Origin of the sequence: Dryocola sp. LX212, from assembly GCA_041504365.1 — a bacterium.
Classification (GTDB): domain Bacteria; phylum Pseudomonadota; class Gammaproteobacteria; order Enterobacterales; family Enterobacteriaceae; genus Dryocola.
Window position 1 is genome coordinate 3,981,668 of sequence record CP167917.1, and the last position, 16,527, is coordinate 3,998,194.

16 protein-coding genes are annotated in these 16,527 nt (G+C 55.9%); 12 read left to right on the forward strand and 4 right to left on the reverse strand.

Annotation, left to right across the window (positions count from 1 at the left end):
• Nucleotides 1-29: 29 nt before the first annotated feature.
• Nucleotides 30-533 carry a GNAT family N-acetyltransferase gene (locus tag ACA108_19095; GenBank protein XEX95413.1) on the forward strand — a complete coding sequence of 168 codons (504 nt, stop codon included), beginning with the start codon at nucleotides 30-32 and terminating at the stop codon, nucleotides 531-533.
• Nucleotides 534-579: 46 nt separating this feature from the next.
• Here the strand turns inward: ACA108_19095 and rraB are convergent, their stop codons facing one another.
• The gene (gene rraB / locus ACA108_19100) at nucleotides 580-1,005 is read right to left on the reverse strand and encodes a ribonuclease E inhibitor RraB (protein XEX95414.1); all 426 of its coding nucleotides are present in this window, start codon (nucleotides 1,003-1,005) and stop codon (nucleotides 580-582) included.
• Between the two features lie 99 nt (nucleotides 1,006-1,104).
• Between rraB and ACA108_19105 the strand changes: the two genes are divergently transcribed.
• Both ACA108_19105 and argF (ACA108_19110) read left to right on the forward strand, forming a co-directional pair.
• The gene (locus ACA108_19105; GenBank protein XEX98165.1) at nucleotides 1,105-1,173 is read left to right on the forward strand and encodes a hypothetical protein; all 69 of its coding nucleotides are present in this window, start codon (nucleotides 1,105-1,107) and stop codon (nucleotides 1,171-1,173) included.
• Nucleotides 1,170-2,174 (forward strand): ornithine carbamoyltransferase, encoded by a 1,005-nt coding sequence (gene argF, locus ACA108_19110; protein ID XEX95415.1) that lies wholly within the window; start codon nucleotides 1,170-1,172, stop codon nucleotides 2,172-2,174. The genes ACA108_19105 and argF (ACA108_19110) overlap by 4 nt, the downstream gene beginning before the upstream one ends.
• An 83-nt stretch (nucleotides 2,175-2,257) precedes the next feature.
• Here argF (ACA108_19110) and ACA108_19115 read toward each other — a convergent pair whose 3' ends face one another.
• On the reverse strand, nucleotides 2,258-2,710 hold the full coding sequence (locus ACA108_19115) for a YhcH/YjgK/YiaL family protein (GenBank protein ID XEX98166.1): 453 nt from the start codon (nucleotides 2,708-2,710) through the stop codon (nucleotides 2,258-2,260).
• A 675-nt stretch (nucleotides 2,711-3,385) separates the two neighbouring features.
• On the opposite strand from ACA108_19115, the gene arcA reads away from it, so the two are divergent.
• From arcA to ridA, 9 genes are all read left to right on the forward strand, one after another.
• Nucleotides 3,386-4,606 (forward strand): arginine deiminase, encoded by a 1,221-nt coding sequence (gene arcA / locus ACA108_19120; GenBank protein XEX95416.1) that lies wholly within the window; start codon nucleotides 3,386-3,388, stop codon nucleotides 4,604-4,606.
• A 17-nt stretch (nucleotides 4,607-4,623) separates the two neighbouring features.
• Nucleotides 4,624-5,535 (forward strand): carbamate kinase, encoded by a 912-nt coding sequence (locus ACA108_19125; protein XEX95417.1) that lies wholly within the window; start codon nucleotides 4,624-4,626, stop codon nucleotides 5,533-5,535.
• 109 nt (nucleotides 5,536-5,644) lie between these two features.
• Nucleotides 5,645-6,649 carry an ornithine carbamoyltransferase gene (gene argF / locus ACA108_19130; GenBank protein XEX95418.1) on the forward strand — a complete coding sequence of 335 codons (1,005 nt, stop codon included), beginning with the start codon at nucleotides 5,645-5,647 and terminating at the stop codon, nucleotides 6,647-6,649.
• A 73-nt stretch (nucleotides 6,650-6,722) separates the two neighbouring features.
• Nucleotides 6,723-8,192 carry an arginine-ornithine antiporter gene (arcD, locus tag ACA108_19135; GenBank protein ID XEX95419.1) on the forward strand — a complete coding sequence of 490 codons (1,470 nt, stop codon included), beginning with the start codon at nucleotides 6,723-6,725 and terminating at the stop codon, nucleotides 8,190-8,192.
• A 157-nt stretch (nucleotides 8,193-8,349) separates the two neighbouring features.
• On the forward strand, nucleotides 8,350-8,838 hold the full coding sequence (locus tag ACA108_19140; GenBank protein XEX95420.1) for an arginine repressor: 489 nt from the start codon (nucleotides 8,350-8,352) through the stop codon (nucleotides 8,836-8,838).
• 103 nt (nucleotides 8,839-8,941) lie between these two features.
• The gene (locus ACA108_19145) at nucleotides 8,942-9,046 is read left to right on the forward strand and encodes a pyrBI operon leader peptide (GenBank protein XEX95421.1); all 105 of its coding nucleotides are present in this window, start codon (nucleotides 8,942-8,944) and stop codon (nucleotides 9,044-9,046) included.
• Nucleotides 9,047-9,087: 41 nt separating this feature from the next.
• Nucleotides 9,088-10,020 carry an aspartate carbamoyltransferase gene (gene pyrB, locus ACA108_19150; GenBank protein ID XEX95422.1) on the forward strand — a complete coding sequence of 311 codons (933 nt, stop codon included), beginning with the start codon at nucleotides 9,088-9,090 and terminating at the stop codon, nucleotides 10,018-10,020.
• Between the two features lie 16 nt (nucleotides 10,021-10,036).
• Nucleotides 10,037-10,498 carry an aspartate carbamoyltransferase regulatory subunit gene (gene pyrI, locus ACA108_19155; protein ID XEX95423.1) on the forward strand — a complete coding sequence of 154 codons (462 nt, stop codon included), beginning with the start codon at nucleotides 10,037-10,039 and terminating at the stop codon, nucleotides 10,496-10,498.
• Nucleotides 10,499-10,643: 145 nt separating this feature from the next.
• Entirely contained in the window at nucleotides 10,644-11,030 is a 387-nt protein-coding gene (gene ridA / locus ACA108_19160) for a 2-iminobutanoate/2-iminopropanoate deaminase (protein ID XEX95424.1), read from the forward strand.
• Nucleotides 11,031-11,240: 210 nt separating this feature from the next.
• Here ridA and ACA108_19165 read toward each other — a convergent pair whose 3' ends face one another.
• Nucleotides 11,241-13,631, reverse strand: a complete 2,391-nt coding sequence (locus ACA108_19165; protein XEX95425.1) for a beta-N-acetylhexosaminidase — start codon at nucleotides 13,629-13,631, stop codon at nucleotides 11,241-11,243.
• Nucleotides 13,632-13,754: 123 nt separating this feature from the next.
• Nucleotides 13,755-16,472: a magnesium-translocating P-type ATPase gene (gene mgtA, locus ACA108_19170; protein XEX95426.1), complete on the reverse strand. Its 2,718-nt coding sequence runs from the start codon at nucleotides 16,470-16,472 to the stop codon at nucleotides 13,755-13,757.
• Between the last annotated feature and the right edge of the window lie 55 nt (nucleotides 16,473-16,527).

Below are 16,527 nucleotides of genomic sequence, written 5' to 3' on the forward strand. Positions count from 1 at the left end.
ATCTGTCGAAAAGAAACACGAGCCAAATTATGACTATCGCAGCTCCGGTTGGTCTTGCCCTGCGCAGGATCACCCCACATGACAATGTCGCCATCGCCCGCGTGATCCGCCAGGTCTCAGCTGAATATGGGCTAACCGCCGACAAAGGCTACACCGTCGCGGACCCCAATCTCGACGAGCTGTTCCAGGTTTACAGCAGGCCCGGGCACGCTTATTGGGTTGTGGAGATGGAAGGGAAGGTCGTCGGCGGCGGCGGCGTTGCGCCACTGAGCTGTAGCGAACCGGATATCTGTGAATTACAGAAAATGTACTTCCTGCCGGTGGTACGCGGCAAAGGGCTGGCGAAACGGCTGGCTCTGCAGGCCATGGACTTCGCGCAGGAAAAAGGCTTTAAGCGCTGCTATCTGGAAACCACGGCATTCCTGACGGAAGCCATCGCTTTGTACGAACGTCTTGGCTTTGAGCACATCTCCGAACCGCTGGGCTGTACCGGGCACGTAGACTGCGAAGTAAGAATGTTAAAAACGTTATAAGTCAGTCAAAGCAGTGCAGCGGCGGGGGAGCCGCTGCACGAGGGAGTTAGTGGCGAACGCCGTCGTCATCGTCGTCCACGAGGTCTTCTTCGTCGCCCTCTTCACCTTCTTCGCCGTTCGGGTCCTCAAAGTAAGTGCCCCAGCCGTCGTATTCCACGCCAAATTTCCCAGCAAGATCCAGCAGCTGTTCAACCTGCTCGTCCAGCAGTTCGGCTTTCAACGCGCTTTCGCTCAGCACGTCGCAGCAGATGACGGTTTCGCCCTCTTCCACTTCCAGCTCTTCCGGGTCGGTGACTTCATAACCCATTTTGAACGCTTCAACCGCTGCTTTTTCAAGGGTTTCGAAATCGTCTGCAGAAAGGTGATGTTCGATGGTGTACAGCGCGTCCGGATCGCTGCCATCTTCCAGTAATTCTTCAATAATCAAACGCGTCTCTTCGCGCTGCTCTTCCAGCAGTTCTGGATTTGCCATGGCCCTTTCCTCAATTTGTCGGCAGATACTTCTATTTTCACACACGCATGGGTTTGCCTCCACCTTTCCCGCGAAAGATTTGCGACGCGGGGGTTGCAAATGAATATTCATACATATAAATTGAATTTTAATTCAATAAGTGGCACGAGCCATGTGAGGAAAAGATGAGTCACTTTTACCAAAAGCACTTTCTTAAATTACTGGATTTTACCCCGGCCCAGCTCAACGAATTACTGACCCTCGCCGCGAAGCTTAAATCCGATAAAATAAAAGGCATAGAAACTCAGCAGCTTACCGGAAAAAATATCGCGCTCATCTTCGAAAAAGACTCAACCCGCACACGATGCTCTTTCGAAGTTGCCGCTTATGACCAGGGCGCTTGCGTCACTTATCTCGGCCCAAGCGGCAGCCAGATTGGGCATAAAGAATCAATTAAGGACACGGCCCGCGTGCTGGGCAGAATGTACGACGGCATTCAGTACCGCGGTTACGGTCAGGAGATCGTCGAAGCGCTGGCCGGGTTTGCCGGGGTGCCCGTATGGAACGGCCTGACAAACGAATTCCATCCCACCCAGCTGCTGGCGGACCTGCTGACCATGCAGGAGCATCTGCCGGGCAAATCCTTCCAGGAGATGACGCTGGTTTATGTCGGTGACGCCCGTAACAACATGGGTAATTCAATGCTCGAGGCCGCCGCGCTGACCGGGCTGGATTTACGCCTTGTGGCCCCAGAGGCCTGCTGGCCGGACGAAAATCTGGTTGCGGAATGCAGGGCGCTGGCAGAACAAACCGGCGGTAAAATTACCCTGACGGAAGACGTGGCCGCTGGCGTAAAAGGCGCAGACTTCATTTATACGGATGTGTGGGTGTCGATGGGCGAAGCGAAAGAGAAGTGGGCCGAGCGTATCGCCCTGCTGCGCGCCTATCAGGTTAACAGCGAGATGCTGGCGCTGACGGGCAATCCGCAGGTGAAGTTCCTGCACTGCCTCCCGGCGTTCCACGACGACCAGACCGTACTTGGTAAGCAGATGGCTGAGCAGTACGATCTGAAAGGCGGCATGGAAGTCACGAACGAAGTATTTGAATCATCGCATAGCATCGTGTTCGATCAGGCGGAGAACCGTATGCATACCATTAAAGCAGTCATGGTCGCGACGTTGGTTCATTAGCCCCTTACCCTGCCCCTCTCCCCGAAGGGGAGAGGGTTAAAATCCATCAGGTCGGATAAGCGTCAGCGCCATCCGACACCCTGTTATGCGACCAGAAGCTTAACAACTACCTTACGCACGGTCTCCGGCTTCCCTACCGCGCACAGCGGCTTGTGTACCTCTCCTGGATAAAACACCACAAAATCCCCCTCGCTTAGCACGACGGTTTTTTCCTGTTCGCCTTCCGGCAGGAACGCGATGTCTTTATCGGCGAGCCAGTCAGTGTCCGGCGTACCCGCGGGCAGACAGCTGAAGGTCATGCCTTCCTGGCCGCGCATGACAATCTGAATGTCGAGATAGCGCTGGTGAAACTCCGCCCTGCGATCTGCAAACGGCTCGGTGCTGTCTTCGGAGACCAGCATGAACAGGCGGTTGCCGTCGATATCATGCTTGCCGGGAGGCGTTTGCGGCGTGACGTGCTGCTTAACGTGTTCGATGGCCTGGCGCAGTTCTTCAGGCAGCCAGCTTTGCAGAGAGTGGATGTTACCGATAATCATGTTGCTCATCTCCATTTTGAAACGATGTTTTAATATCGTATTTATACGAAAGTTCCCCTTCTCTGGCTACGGCTTTTTTAACAAAATTGGCGCTGGCGCATAGTTATCGCAAAAGTTGCCGCGGCCCGGCGGCGGCGCCGAGGGTTTTATGCAGGAATTGAGCATAACCTGAAAATTTATAGGTTTGAGAATGAATCTATCATATTGATAATTAAATACTTTTATAAAAAACAAACCCGCAATCACGTTTTAAATCACGTCAATAAGTGCAAATTAAACCATAACTATTTACGGTTTAATTTCTCGGCGGGGATGAAAGTATTAGCTGACCGCATATTTATGCATGAAGGTTAAAAATAATATTAATATTCAACTACTTATGAAATTCAGTGTTTTGCATAAAATAACCTTCTTTTAACAGGATCAGATAAAACTGGCACCACGATGCTTATTCATTCATTCATCGCCCATCGCTTATTTATTATTACCTGACCCTCATCAATTAATTATCAGAGAATGAAAAACCACCTTGCTCACGTGATAATCCTCACATTAAATAGTTTTCAGGGAATTAAGATACGTCCTCAAGCAAGGCGACAAACATATTTCAATTCCGGTGCAAATAAATTTGCATCACAGGTATTTTCATCTGCGGATTAATGAAAAGGTAAAGTCATGGACAAACATTATGTCGGTTCCGAAATTGGCCAATTACGCAGCGTCATGCTGCACCGCCCCAATCTCAGCCTGAAAAGACTGACGCCTTCCAACTGCCAGGAGCTTTTATTTGATGATGTTTTATCGGTCGAGCGTGCCGGGGAAGAGCACGACGTCTTCGCTAATACCCTGCGCGGCGAAGGGGTGGAAGTTTTACTCCTGACTGATTTATTAACCCAGACGCTTGATGTGATTGATGCCAAAGCCTGGCTGCTGGAGACGCAGATCTCCGACTATCGCCTGGGACCAGCCTTCGCCTCTGATATTCGCGGCTGGCTGGCGGATATGCCGCACCGTGAACTTGCTCGTCACCTGAGCGGTGGGCTGACCTACGGCGAAATCCCGACTTATATTCAGAATATGGTCGTCGATACCCACGAGGCAACGGACTTTATTATGAAGCCATTGCCTAACCATTTATTTACCCGTGATACGTCATGCTGGATATATAACGGCGTTTCTATTAACCCAATGGCAAAAGCCGCGCGCCAGCGCGAAACAAATAACCTTCGTGCGATTTATCGCTGGCATCCGGCGTTTACCGACGGCAATTTCATTAAATATTATGGTGACGATAACATTAATTACGATCATGCCACATTAGAAGGCGGTGATGTATTAGTCATCGGGCGCGGCGCGGTATTAATCGGCCTTTCCGAACGCACCACGCCACAGGGCGTAGAGTTCCTGGCAGAATCCTTATTCAAACACCAGCAGGCGACGCGCGTAATCGTCGTTGAGCTGCCGAAGCACCGTTCCTGTATGCACCTCGATACCGTCATGACTCACATCGACATCGACACGTTCTCCGTCTACCCGGAAGTGGTTCGCAAGGATGCCCAGTGCTGGACGCTAACGCCGGACGGCAAAGGCGGCATCAAGCGGCATCAGGAGCCAAACCTGCTGCACGCCATTGAGCAGGCGCTGGGGATTGACCAGGTCCGCCTCATTACCACCGGCGGTGACGCCTTTGAAGCCGAGCGCGAACAGTGGAATGACGCCAACAACGTACTGACCGTGCGTCCGGGCGTGGTTATCGGCTACGAGCGAAATATCTGGACCAACGAAAAATACGACAAGGCCGGGATCACCGTGCTGCCTATTCCGGGCGACGAGCTGGGCCGTGGCCGCGGCGGCGCACGCTGCATGAGCTGCCCGCTTGAACGTGACGGTATCTGAGGCAAGGAGAAGACGAAATGGAACACAAACCAACTCTGGTCGTGGCGCTTGGCGGCAACGCATTGCTGAAACGCGGCGAGCCGCTGGAAGCCGAAACGCAGCGTAAAAATATCGATCTTGCCGCTAAGACTATCGCCCGCCTCACCTCTTCGTGGCGCGTGGTGCTGGTTCACGGCAACGGCCCGCAGGTGGGCCTGCTGGCGCTGCAGAACAGCGCCTATGAGAAAGTTTCGCCTTACCCGCTCGATATTCTCGGTGCTGAGAGCCAGGGGATGATTGGCTACATGCTTCAGCAGTCGCTTAAAAATCACCTGCCTGACAGGGAAGTCAGCGTGCTGCTGACCCAGGTGGAAGTGGATGCCAAAGATCCGGCGTTCCAGAACCCGACCAAATATATCGGCCCGGTGTATGACAAAGCGCAGGCCGATTCGCTGGTCACGGAGAAAGGCTGGTCAGTGAAGGCAGACGGCCAGTATTACCGCCGCGTGGTGCCGTCGCCGCAGCCAAAACGGATTGTAGAAAGCGATGCAATTACCGCGCTTATCCAGCGGGATCACCTGGTGATTTGCAACGGCGGCGGCGGCGTGCCTGTGGTGGAGAAAGCCGACGGCTACCACGGCATTGAAGCGGTGATCGATAAAGATCTCTCTGCCGCCCTGCTCGCCCGCCAGATAGAAGCCGACGCCCTGCTGATCCTCACCGACGCCGACGCGGTTTACTTCGACTGGGGTACGCCAGCCCAGCGCCCAATTAGCCACATCACTCCGCAGGAGCTGGACGGCATGAAGTTCGATGCGGGCTCTATGGGGCCGAAGGTCGCCGCCTGCAGCCGATTCGTCGCCCGGTGCCACGGCATCGCCGGAATTGGTGCGCTGGAGGATGGCCCAGCAATTCTGGCCGGTGAGAAAGGCTCGCTGATCCGCGAGTAATCTTCGAAATCATCTCGGGAGACGCTGCGCTTTCCCGACCTGGAAAATTTACCGATTCGTAGGGTGGATAAGCGATAGCGCCATCCACCAAGAAATTAAGGATGAGACAATGACCATCAACCTGAAAAACCGCAACTTCCTGAAACTGCTGGACTTCAAACCTGCCGAGATCCAGTACCTGATTGACCTGGCACGCGACCTGAAGGCCGCGAAAAAAGCCGGTACCGAAAAGAAAACGCTGGCCGGAAAAAACATCGCGCTGATCTTCGAGAAAACGTCTACCCGCACCCGCTGCGCCTTTGAAGTAGGCGCGTTCGACCAGGGCGCGCAGGTGACCTATCTCGGCCCAAGCGGTTCGCAAATTGGCCATAAAGAGTCCATGAAGGACACCGCCCGCGTGCTTGGCCGGATGTATGACGGCATCGTGTATCGCGGCTTCGGCCAGGACATTGTCGAGGAGCTGGGTGAGTTTGCCGGCGTGCCGGTATGGAACGGACTGACCAACGAATTTCACCCGACGCAAATCCTTGCCGATTTGATGACCATGCTGGAACACGCGCCGCAGAAAACGCTGCCGGAAATCGCCTTTGCCTATCTTGGCGATGCCCGCAACAACATGGGTAACTCCCTGATGGTCGGCGCGGCAAAAATGGGCATGGATATCCGCCTGGTCGCGCCAAAAGCCTTCTGGCCGGAGGCTGAGCTAGTGGAACAGTGCCGCGCCATCGCCAAAGAAACCGGCGGCCGCATCATGCTGACCGACAGCGTGGAAGAAGGCGTGGCGGGCGTCGATTTCCTTTACACCGACGTCTGGGTGTCGATGGGTGAGCCAAAAGAAGCCTGGGCAGAGCGCGTGAGCATCATGACCCCTTACCAGGTGAACGGCAGCGTGCTGAAAGCCACCGGAAACCCGAACGTCAAGTTTATGCACTGCCTCCCCGCCTTCCACAACGAGCAGACCAAAGTGGGCAAAGAGATCGAAGCCGAGTACGGCCTGAAGGGGCTGGAGGTCACCGAAGAGGTCTTCGAGTCGCCGAACTCCATCGTCTTTGACGAAGCGGAAAACCGCATGCACACCATTAAAGCCGTTATGGTTGCCACGCTCGGAGAGTAATCCCCACCGGCGGCGGGGATCCCTCGCCGCCGGATGTGTATTCGTGCGGCAAAGCCCGCAGGAGGAAAGGAAAATGGCCGATGTTACCCACGGGGATGTCGCAGCGACGTCCGCGACCACAGAAAAAAAATTAGGGCTCAGCGCGCTGGTTGCGCTGGTCATTGGTTCAATGATTGGCGGCGGAGTGTTCAGCCTGCCGCAAAACTTTGGCTCCGTTGCGTCACCCGGTGCGTTGCTCATCGGCTGGGTGATTACCGGCGTCGGGATGCTTTGCCTGGCGTTTATCTATCAAAACCTGAGCTCACGCTGCCCGGAACTTGAGGGGGGAGTTTACAGCTATGCCCGCGCCGGTTTTGGTGATTTTATTGGCTTCCAGTCCGCCTGGGGCTACTGGTTCTCTGCCTGGCTCGGCAACGTCTCCTACGCCGTCCTGCTGTTCAGCGCGATGAGCTTTTTCATTCCTGTGTTTGGCGACGGGAACAACCTGCCGTCGATTATCGGTGCGTCGGTGGTACTGTGGCTGGTTCACGCGCTGGTGCTGCGTGGCGTTCGGGAGGCGGCCTATATCAATACGATCCTGACAGTCGTGAAAGTAGCGATCCTGCTGGTGTTTATCGTCGCCGTGCTGATCGCCTTTAAGATCGGCGTTTTCACCGCTGACTTCTGGGGGCGGATGATGATCGTCGACGGTAAAGAACCGGCGCTGTTCGATCAGGTGAAAAATACCATGCTGGTCACCACCTGGGTCTTTATCGGCATTGAAGGCGCAACGGTGGTTTCCGCCCGTGCGGCAAACCGCAACGATATCGGTAAAGCCACGGTGATTGGGCTGCTGGGCGCACTGGCGATTTACGTGCTGGTCAGCGTGCTGTCGATGGGGATCCTGGATCAGGCAGCGCTTGCCGGGCTGAAAAACCCTTCGATGGCAGGCGTGCTTGAAAACGTGGTGGGCGCATGGGGGGCGAAATTCGTTGCCGGTGGCGTGATTCTATCGGTTGCCGGAGCGCTGCTTGCCTGGACGCTATTTGCCGCCGAGCTGCCGCGCGTGGCCGCTAACGACGGTATTTTCCCGAAAATCTTTGCCAAAGAAAATGCGCGCCACTCCCCTTCGTTTTCCCTGTGGATCACCAACGGTTTAATCCAGCTGTTTCTCATCCTGACGCTGTTCTACCAGGCCGGTTACCAGGCGCTGTTCTCCATCGCCACTGCGGCAATCCTGCCTCCTTACCTGTTCAGCGCCGCCTATGGCCTGAAGCTGGCATGGACTGGAGAACGTTATAAAAACGGGGAGTCCCGCACCGGTGGCATCGTGCTGGGAGTTATCGCCACCGTGTACGGCTTCTGGCTGTGCTACGCCGCCGGAGACTCCATGTTGCTCAGCTCTCTGCTGTTCACGCCGGGGCTTGCGGTCTTCCTGTGGCAGAAAAAGAAACAGGGACAGCCGCTGCTCAAAGGCTACGAGTGGGCCATTGTGGTGGCACTGCTGGTCGTCGCGGCCTGGACTTTAAACCTCGTCATTCGCGGTGCCATACAGATCGCTTAATCCATTTATCGCCCCGAAAGGGGCGATAAATTCTGTCAATTACAACTTTTACAACATTTTTAATGAGTTAAAACAGTAAAGTCAGATCCATCAGACAGAATAATTTCATAATCGGCGTAAATTAATCACCCATAAAAATCATGGAATGGTGAATACGATGAGGATTTCCCGCACAACCTCCGAAAAAGAGCTGAGCCAGCTGACACTCTGCCAGCGGCTTATCGTCCATAAAAGCTATCGCTCTCAGGAAGAGCTGCGCCGGGATATGCAGCGCCACGGCTTTGCCGCCATCAGCCAGTCCACCGTCTCCCGGCTGCTGAAGGTGCTGGGCGTCATTAAAATGCGCAACGCCAAAGGACAAAAAATTTATGCGCTGAATCCTCAGGAGCAGCCAGAGCCGGACGCCGCCCGCTCGGTGGCGGAGATGGTGATAAGCGTCGAGCATAACGCCGAATTTATTATGATTCACGCCGTAGCAGGCTATGGTCGGGCCGTGGCAAAAATTCTTGATTACCGCGCTCTACCAGAAATTTTAGGCATCGTCGCAGGCAGCAGCGTCGTGTGGATAGCCCCGCGCGAAGTGAAGAAAACGCCGCTGGTTCACCGCCGGATTATCCAGACGCTGGGCCTGCATGAGATCGCATGAATATTCACAGCAACCGGTTGCCCGTGTATAAAAAAGTGTGAAGTGCCCGCTTGCCAAGCTCAACTACGCGCGTATAATGCGCCACAATTTGCCGGGAGGAAGCATGGTCCAGTGTGTTCATAACAGCGTCACACCCCGTCGTCTGAAAGACGATGCGGCCCCGTTTTTCTTTCCGCTGCTTCAATCAATTCCAAAGGCCCCTCGTTGAGGGGCCTTTTTTTTGCCCGACGCCGAGAACAGGAGATAAGCATGACTAACCCGCTCTATCAAAAACATATCATTTCCATCAACGATCTCAGTCGTGAAGAGCTTGAGCTGGTGCTGTCTACCGCGGCTAAGCTTAAGGCAAACCCACAGCCGGAGCTGCTCAAGCACAAGGTTATCGCCAGCTGCTTCTTCGAGGCTTCCACCCGCACACGCCTCTCTTTCGAAACCTCCATTCACCGTCTTGGCGCCTCGGTTGTCGGCTTCTCCGACAGTAGCAATACGTCGCTGGGCAAGAAAGGCGAAACGCTGGCCGACACCATCTCGGTTATCAGCACCTACGTTGACGCCATCGTGATGCGTCATCCGCAGGAAGGCGCGGCCCGCCTCGCGACGGAGTTTTCCGGCAGCGTACCTATTCTGAACGCGGGCGATGGAGCAAATCAGCATCCAACCCAAACTCTGCTCGACCTGTTTACCATCCAGGAAACCCAGGGGCGTCTGGAAAACCTGCATATCGCCATGGTCGGCGACCTGAAATATGGCCGCACCGTGCACTCTCTGGCCCAGGCGCTGGCGAAATTTAGCGGTAACCGTTTCTACTTTATCGCCCCTAACGCCCTGGCGATGCCGAAGTACATTCTCGATATGCTGGATGAGAAAGGCATTGAGTGGAGCTGCCACGAGGCCATCGACGACGTGGTCACCGAGCTGGACATTCTGTATATGACCCGCGTGCAGAAAGAGCGCCTGGATCCGTCCGAATACGCCAACGTGAAGGCCCAGTTCGTGCTGCGCGCGGCGGACCTGGCAGGCGCTCGCGAAAATATGAAGGTGCTGCACCCGCTGCCGCGCGTGGATGAGATCACCACCGACGTGGATAAGACGCCGCACGCCTGGTATTTCCAGCAGGCAGGCAACGGCATTTTTGCTCGCCAGGCGCTGCTGGCGTTGGTTTTGAATCGCGAGCTGGTTTAAGTAAGAGGATAAAGAGATGACGCACGATAACAAATTACAGGTAGAAGCCATTAAACGCGGCACGGTTATCGACCATATCCCGGCGCAGGTGGGCTTTAAGCTGCTGACCCTGTTCCAGCTGACCGAAACCGACCAGCGCATTACCATCGGCCTGAATCTGCCGTCCCGCGAGCAGGGCCGCAAGGACCTGATTAAAATCGAGAATACTTTTCTTACCGATGAACAGGTGGACCAGCTGGCGATGTACGCCCCGCACGCCACCGTCAACCGCATCGAGGAATACGAAGTGGTTGGCAAGAGCAAGCCTAAACTGCCTGAACGTATCGAAAAGGTGCTGGTATGTCCGAACACCAACTGCATCAGCCGTAGCGAACCCGTCCACTCCTCGTTTGCGGTAAGAAAGCGCGGTGAGGACATCAGCCTTAAATGCAAATACTGCGAGAAAGAGTTCGCGCATCATGTGGTGCTGGCGGATTAATCGTTGCCGCCCAGGCCTGCTTACCTATAATGGGCGAGGATTCATGAAAACGCAGAGTGGATAAGCGCTGGCGCCTTCCACCGTTTAAATTCCGGCGGGTGACGCGTTGCCTGCCCGCCCTACGAACTCTCATAAAGGAATGCACATGTCTCGTACTATCAGCACTGAAAATGCGCCCGCCGCTATCGGCCCATATGTACAGGCCGTTGATCTTGGCAGCATGATTATCACCTCCGGGCAGATCCCGGTTGACCCAAAAACCGGCGCGGTGCCGGAAGACGTTGCCGCTCAGGCGCGCCAGTCTCTGGAAAACGTGCAGGCCATCGTGGAAGCCGCAGGCCTGAAGGTAGGCGATATCGTGAAGACCACCGTTTTCGTTAAAGACCTGAATGATTTCGCCACCGTGAACGCGACCTACGAAGCGTTCTTCAACGAGCACAAGGCAACCTTCCCGGCGCGCTCCTGCGTGGAAGTGGCCCGTCTGCCGAAAGATGTAAAAATTGAAATTGAAGCGATCGCCGTTCGTCGTTAATCACTTAATGAAGTAAAGGCCGCACATGCGGCCTTTCAGACTGATGACAAACCTAAACAGAATGGGATTCGAACAGATCTCACCGAATAAATAACAAGGAAAATCAATTGATTGATTTTCGGCTGCTAATGACAAAGAAGGAAAAACCACGCTTTTTCCTTCTTTGTCAGCAATCTAAAAGGCCGCACATGCGGCCTTTTTTTTGAGAGATCATCTGGCGCTGGCACGCAGGAGCTTTTGCAGCGGGTAAACGGCGGCAACAATAACCTCATCCTGAGTTTGTGCAGCTTTATCCAGCTGCTTCTGAATATCATCCCGCTCGCCGCCGCTTAACGATCCCTGTTTCGCCACCAGGTCGGTCAGCCGCAGGCCGATGCCCGCCAGCTTGTCCACGTCTTCCGCCACCGGTTTAAGCGCCTTCAGCTGGTAGCTGCCGTCGATAAGCGCCAGCACGTCCGGCGTATTGCTTTGCCAGCGGGTAAAGGTATGGCGCAGGGACTCGGCGCTGTTGCCGTCTTCCGGGTCGGCAATCAGCTTATCGACCCAGCCGTCCATCGCTCGCACCTGGCTGCTTTCCGCCACCAGCGCATCCGCAAAGCGGTTAAGCGGCTCGAAGTGGTGATAATTGCCCGCCTGGAACTTCAGATGCTGACGGGTGTAATACTGCGCCGGTTCAACGGCCTGAGCGAGGATCTGCAAAGGCATGATTTCCGTGGTCCCCGCCAGGCGAGTGAACTGCTGTACCGCTGCGGTATGCTGCTGTAGCCCTACGGAAACGGTAGTCCAGGCGTCTATCGCCTGCAAGCGCTGGTACATGTTGTCGATATCTTTCACCTCTTCCGTAGACCACAATCGCTCCGCCACCGCAAACGCCCGTGGCCAAAGCTTGATGTCCAGCAGCGGCGCGGAAATATTCTCCGCCCACAGCGCCGCTTCGCCGCCGAGAATATTATTCATCTGCTCAGCGGCAGGCACGACCGGCTGCACGCCATCCGGCACGCTGTCCAGCTTCTGTCCGGTCGCCGGGTAGCGTACGTTGCCCACCAGGAAGTAACCGCTCAACCTGTCCTTATCCACCGTGACCACCGGACGAGTTTCCCCCATCCAGGTATCCACGGTAAAAGTCACCTGGGTTGGGCTTAGCCATTCGATATCCCGCACCGCGCGGCGTGACTTGCCTCTGAAATCGATAAATCCTCGCCAGGCCATTTCGTTATTCACTAGTGTGAAGCTGCCCTCTACCGGTTTACCTTTCAGGCGTGGCATAGAGAAGAACCAGCTTTGCGCGCTGTCGGCTTTGGTGATGCGATCGACCTCGTTTAGGCCCTGCGGCAGGATCTCGTTGCGATAGTGGTAGGCGGTGGACTGCGGCTGGTCGAGATAGAACCCCGTCGACAGGATCCCCCTGTAGCCGTTGACGGCAACCGCCCCCAGCGCGTCCTGCCCTTGCCAGGACTGGATCAGAATGCTCTTCGGCAGATCCGGGTGGTAGATCTCATCCCAGCCCATCATATGGCGGTGGTGCTTCTCAAGGATCATCTCCAGCCGCTGGTTAAAATAGGTCTGCAACGCGTGGGTGTCGGCGATATTCTGCTCCTTCATGAACGCCTGAACAGGTTTCGATTCCTGCCACTGCGTGTCATCAACCTCATCCCCGCCGATGTGCAGCCAGGCATCCGGGAAAATCGCCGTCAGCTCGCCCACCATCGTATCGGCAAACTTATAGACCGCTTCGTTGGCCGGATTAAGCAGCGGTTTAAGCACGCCCCAGTGGCGCTCCATCTCGTACGGTCCCGGCGCGCTCATCAGTTCCGGGTAAGCAACAGCAATGGCCGAGGCATGTCCCGGCATGTCCATTTCCGGCACGACGCGGATCCCCAGCTTCGTTGCGTAGCGCACAACTTCTTTCATCTGTGCCTGGGTATAAAAGTCACCGTCACTCGCCAGCTGCTGGAGCTTAGGATATTTAGTGGAAGCAAAGCGCCAACCCTGGTCATCCGTCAGGTGCCAGTGAAGCACGTTAAACTTGGCGGCCGCCATGCCGTCCAGCTGGCGCAGAATATCTTTCACAGGGATGAAGTGGCGGGCGGAATCCAGCAGGACCCCGCGCCATGGGAAGCGCGGCACATCTTTGATTGCCACAAACGGAATCGAGGTATTTTGCGGGCCGTTCTGAATAAGCTGGAGCAGCGTTTCCATGCCGTGCATCGCACCGAAGCGGGTATTCGCCGTTAGCTGAACGCCATCTGCCGTCACGCTCAGGGCATAGCTTTCATCGCTGCCGAGCTTCGGCTGGGGATCGACGGCGTTTTTGATATGAATATTTATCGTGGGCTTTGCAGGATTAGCCTGAGCAGGCTGTAGCTGCCAGCCGGTTTGCTGGGCGATTCGCTTACGCCAGCGCTCCGTGGCCCCGTCCAGCTTATCGCCGCTGATTTTAATCGATACCGAGTTATCCAGTACGAGATTTCCCTCCGCCGCCGGGCGGGTCACCTGCTGCGGCCAGGGCATTAACGGGAGATCGCCCGCAGGCGCGGCGTGAGCCTGACAGGCGGTAGCAATGCAGCCAGCAAGCAGGCTCAAACGTATGGATTTAAACATGAATATTCCTTTCACGTGACGGGCCAGAAAAGACAAACCTCTCTGGTAACACGTGGGAAAATATTCATCAAGGTTATGGCGAGACGGGGATCACATCTCGCCAGGGTTTTGTATTTTTTAGGATTACTGCCAGCCGTAGCGGCGGCTGTAAATGCCTTTTACGGCTTGAGTCAGCGTCATGTAGCCACCCAGAATCAGTACCAGCCACGGGAAATAAGCCAGCGGCAGAGCCTGAAGGTGCAGATAGCCCGCCAGCGGCGAGAACGGCAGCGCAATGCCAGCGGCCATCACCACCAGCGTCATCACCATCAGCGGCCAGGCGGCCCGGCTCTGAATAAACGGAATACGGCGGGTGCGAATCATATGCACAATCAATGTTTGCGACAGCAGCCCCACCACAAACCAGCCGGACTGGAACAGGGTCTGGTGTTCCGGGGTGTTAGCCTGGAAGACCCACCACATGACGCAGAACGTCATGATGTCGAAGATGGAGCTTATCGGCCCGAAGAACACCATAAACCGCCCCAGGTCCGCCGGGTTCCAGCGCTGCGGCTTCTGAATTTGCTCGTCGTCCACGTTATCGAACGGGATCGCCACCTGGGAGACATCGTACAGCAGGTTCTGGATCAGCAGGTGAATCGGCAGCATCGGCAGGAACGGCAGGAAGGCGCTCGCCACCAGCACGCTGAAGACGTTACCGAAGTTAGAGCTGGCGGTCATTTTGATGTATTTCAGCATGTTGGCAAAGGTCCGTCGCCCTTCGATAACCCCTTCTTCGAGCACCATCAGGCTTTTCTCAAGCAGAATGATGTCCGCCGCCTCGCGGGCGATATCCACCGCGCCGTCCACGGAGATGCCAATATCCGCCGCCCGCAGCGCGGGCGCATCGTTGATGCCGTCCCCCATAAAGCCGACTACGTGGCCCTCACCGCGCAGCAGCCGGACGATACGCTCTTTGTGCATCGGCGTCAGACGGGCAAACAGCGTGGTGCGCAGAGCAAGCTTTGCCAGATTTTCATCGCTAAGATTTTCGATTTCGCTTCCTACCACCAGCTCGCCCACGTCAAGCCCCACCTCACGGCAAACTTTTGCTGCCACCAGCTCGCTGTCGCCGGTAAGGATCTTGACCGTGATGCCGCTAGCTTTCAGGGCTTTCAGCGCCGGAGCCGTCGTCTCTTTCGGCGGATCGAGGAACGCAATATAACCTTCCAGAATCAAATCGGACTCGTCAACGCGGCTGTAATCTCCCTCACGCGCCGGGAGGAACTTTGTAGCAACGGCAACAACGCGCAGCCCCTGCCGATTCAGATCGTCCGTCACCCGGCGAATACGTTTGAGCATGCCATCGTTGAGCGGCACGATCTCATCGCCATGGCGCACCTGGGTGCAGACGTTGAGGATCTCCTGAAGCGCACCTTTGCAGATTAGCTGGTGCACGTCCGGCGATTCGGACACCACCACCGACATGCGGCGACGCTCAAAATCAAACGGGATTTCATCCACTTTCTGCCAGCGGGCAACCGCCTTACGAACATGGTCTATGTCCAGCGCTTCCAGCACCGCCACGTCCAGCAGGTTTTTCAGCCCGGTCTGATAGTGGCTGTTAAGCCACGCGGTATGCAGCACGCGGTCGCTCACGCCACCCAGAATATCGGTATGGGTTTCGAGGATGATACGGTCCTGGGTCAGCGTGCCGGTTTTATCGGTGCAGAGAATATCCATCGCGCCAAAATTCTGAATGGCGTCCAGGTGCTTGACGATGACCTTCTGTTTAGAGAGTTTCACCGCCCCGCGAGCAAGCGTCGAGGTGACAATCATCGGCAGCATTTCCGGCGTCAACCCGACCGCAACGGAGAGCGAAAACAGCGCGGCTTCCCACCAGTCGCCTTTGGTGAAACCGTTGATCAGCAGGACCACCGGCACCATCACCAGCATAAAGCGGATCAGCAGCCAGCTGACGCGGCTGATGCCCTTCTGGAAAGCATTCGGCTCGTTTTCCTGCTGGGTTACGCGCCCGGCAAGCTGGCCAAACCAGGTGTTGCCCCCGGTTGCCACCACCATTGCCAGCGCGGTGCCGCTGACCACGTTGGTGCCCATGAAGCACAGCGTGTCACATTCGAGCGGATTGCTGTGCAGCGCTTCGCGGCTGATGGCGGCCTTTTCTACCGGCAGAGACTCTCCGGTTAAGGAAGCCTGGGCGACGAACAGATCCCGTGCCTGAATGACGCGTAAATCCGCGGGGATCATATCTCCCGCAGAAAGTTTAACGATATCCCCCGGCACCAGCTGGTCAATGGGGACTTCAACGTAGTCGCTGGTGCCCTTCTCATTCACCACCCGCAGCACCGTAGCGGTGTTGCTGACCATCGCTTTAAGCGCGTCCGCAGCCCTGGTTGAGCGGGCTTCCTGAATGAAGTTAAGCAGCGTGGAGATCGCCACCATCAGCGCAATCACGCTGGCACCAAAAAGATCGTCTTCCGTCGCGTAAGAGAAGATGCCCAGCAGCGTCAGCAGCAGGTTGAAGGGGTTACGGTAGCAGCTCCACAGATGCTTCCACCACGGCGCTGCCGCCTGGGTGGGGATTTCGTTCGGGCCGTGGGCTTCCAACACATCTGCCACTTCACGGGCGTTCAACCCTTCGGGATGGCTGGAGAATTCACGATAGAGTTGTTCTTCGCTGGCGTAGGCATATTTCAGGCACGCTTCGGTGAGCGTGGCGGGGATATCCGTTGCCTGAGAAACAGTTTTGCCGTCCGGCATGGGGTCGCGCTGGATCAGACGGCGTGGCAGATGGCGGCTCAGTTGTGAAAACAACTGCCGGGTCAGGTTTTTAAACAGCATAATAGTCCCTTAGCGCCGCCCGAAGCGGCACTCGGCTGTCCTGCGGGCACGGCAA

Coding starts and splice junctions, on each gene's coding strand:
- pyrB (XEX95422.1), top strand. CDS start 9,088: ATGACTAACCCGCTCTATCAAAAACATATCATTTCCATCAACGATCTC.
- argF (XEX95415.1), top strand. CDS start 1,170: ATGAGTCACTTTTACCAAAAGCACTTTCTTAAATTACTGGATTTTACC.
- arcD (XEX95419.1), top strand. CDS start 6,723: ATGGCCGATGTTACCCACGGGGATGTCGCAGCGACGTCCGCGACCACA.
- pyrI (XEX95423.1), top strand. CDS start 10,037: ATGACGCACGATAACAAATTACAGGTAGAAGCCATTAAACGCGGCACG.
- rraB (XEX95414.1), bottom strand. CDS start 1,005: ATGGCAAATCCAGAACTGCTGGAAGAGCAGCGCGAAGAGACGCGTTTG.
- ACA108_19165 (XEX95425.1), bottom strand. CDS start 13,631: ATGTTTAAATCCATACGTTTGAGCCTGCTTGCTGGCTGCATTGCTACC.
- ACA108_19140 (XEX95420.1), top strand. CDS start 8,350: ATGAGGATTTCCCGCACAACCTCCGAAAAAGAGCTGAGCCAGCTGACA.
- ACA108_19095 (XEX95413.1), top strand. CDS start 30: ATGACTATCGCAGCTCCGGTTGGTCTTGCCCTGCGCAGGATCACCCCA.
- ACA108_19115 (XEX98166.1), bottom strand. CDS start 2,710: ATGATTATCGGTAACATCCACTCTCTGCAAAGCTGGCTGCCTGAAGAA.
- arcA (XEX95416.1), top strand. CDS start 3,386: ATGGACAAACATTATGTCGGTTCCGAAATTGGCCAATTACGCAGCGTC.
- ACA108_19125 (XEX95417.1), top strand. CDS start 4,624: ATGGAACACAAACCAACTCTGGTCGTGGCGCTTGGCGGCAACGCATTG.
- mgtA (XEX95426.1), bottom strand. CDS start 16,472: ATGCTGTTTAAAAACCTGACCCGGCAGTTGTTTTCACAACTGAGCCGC.
- ridA (XEX95424.1), top strand. CDS start 10,644: ATGTCTCGTACTATCAGCACTGAAAATGCGCCCGCCGCTATCGGCCCA.
- ACA108_19145 (XEX95421.1), top strand. CDS start 8,942: ATGGTCCAGTGTGTTCATAACAGCGTCACACCCCGTCGTCTGAAAGAC.
- argF (XEX95418.1), top strand. CDS start 5,645: ATGACCATCAACCTGAAAAACCGCAACTTCCTGAAACTGCTGGACTTC.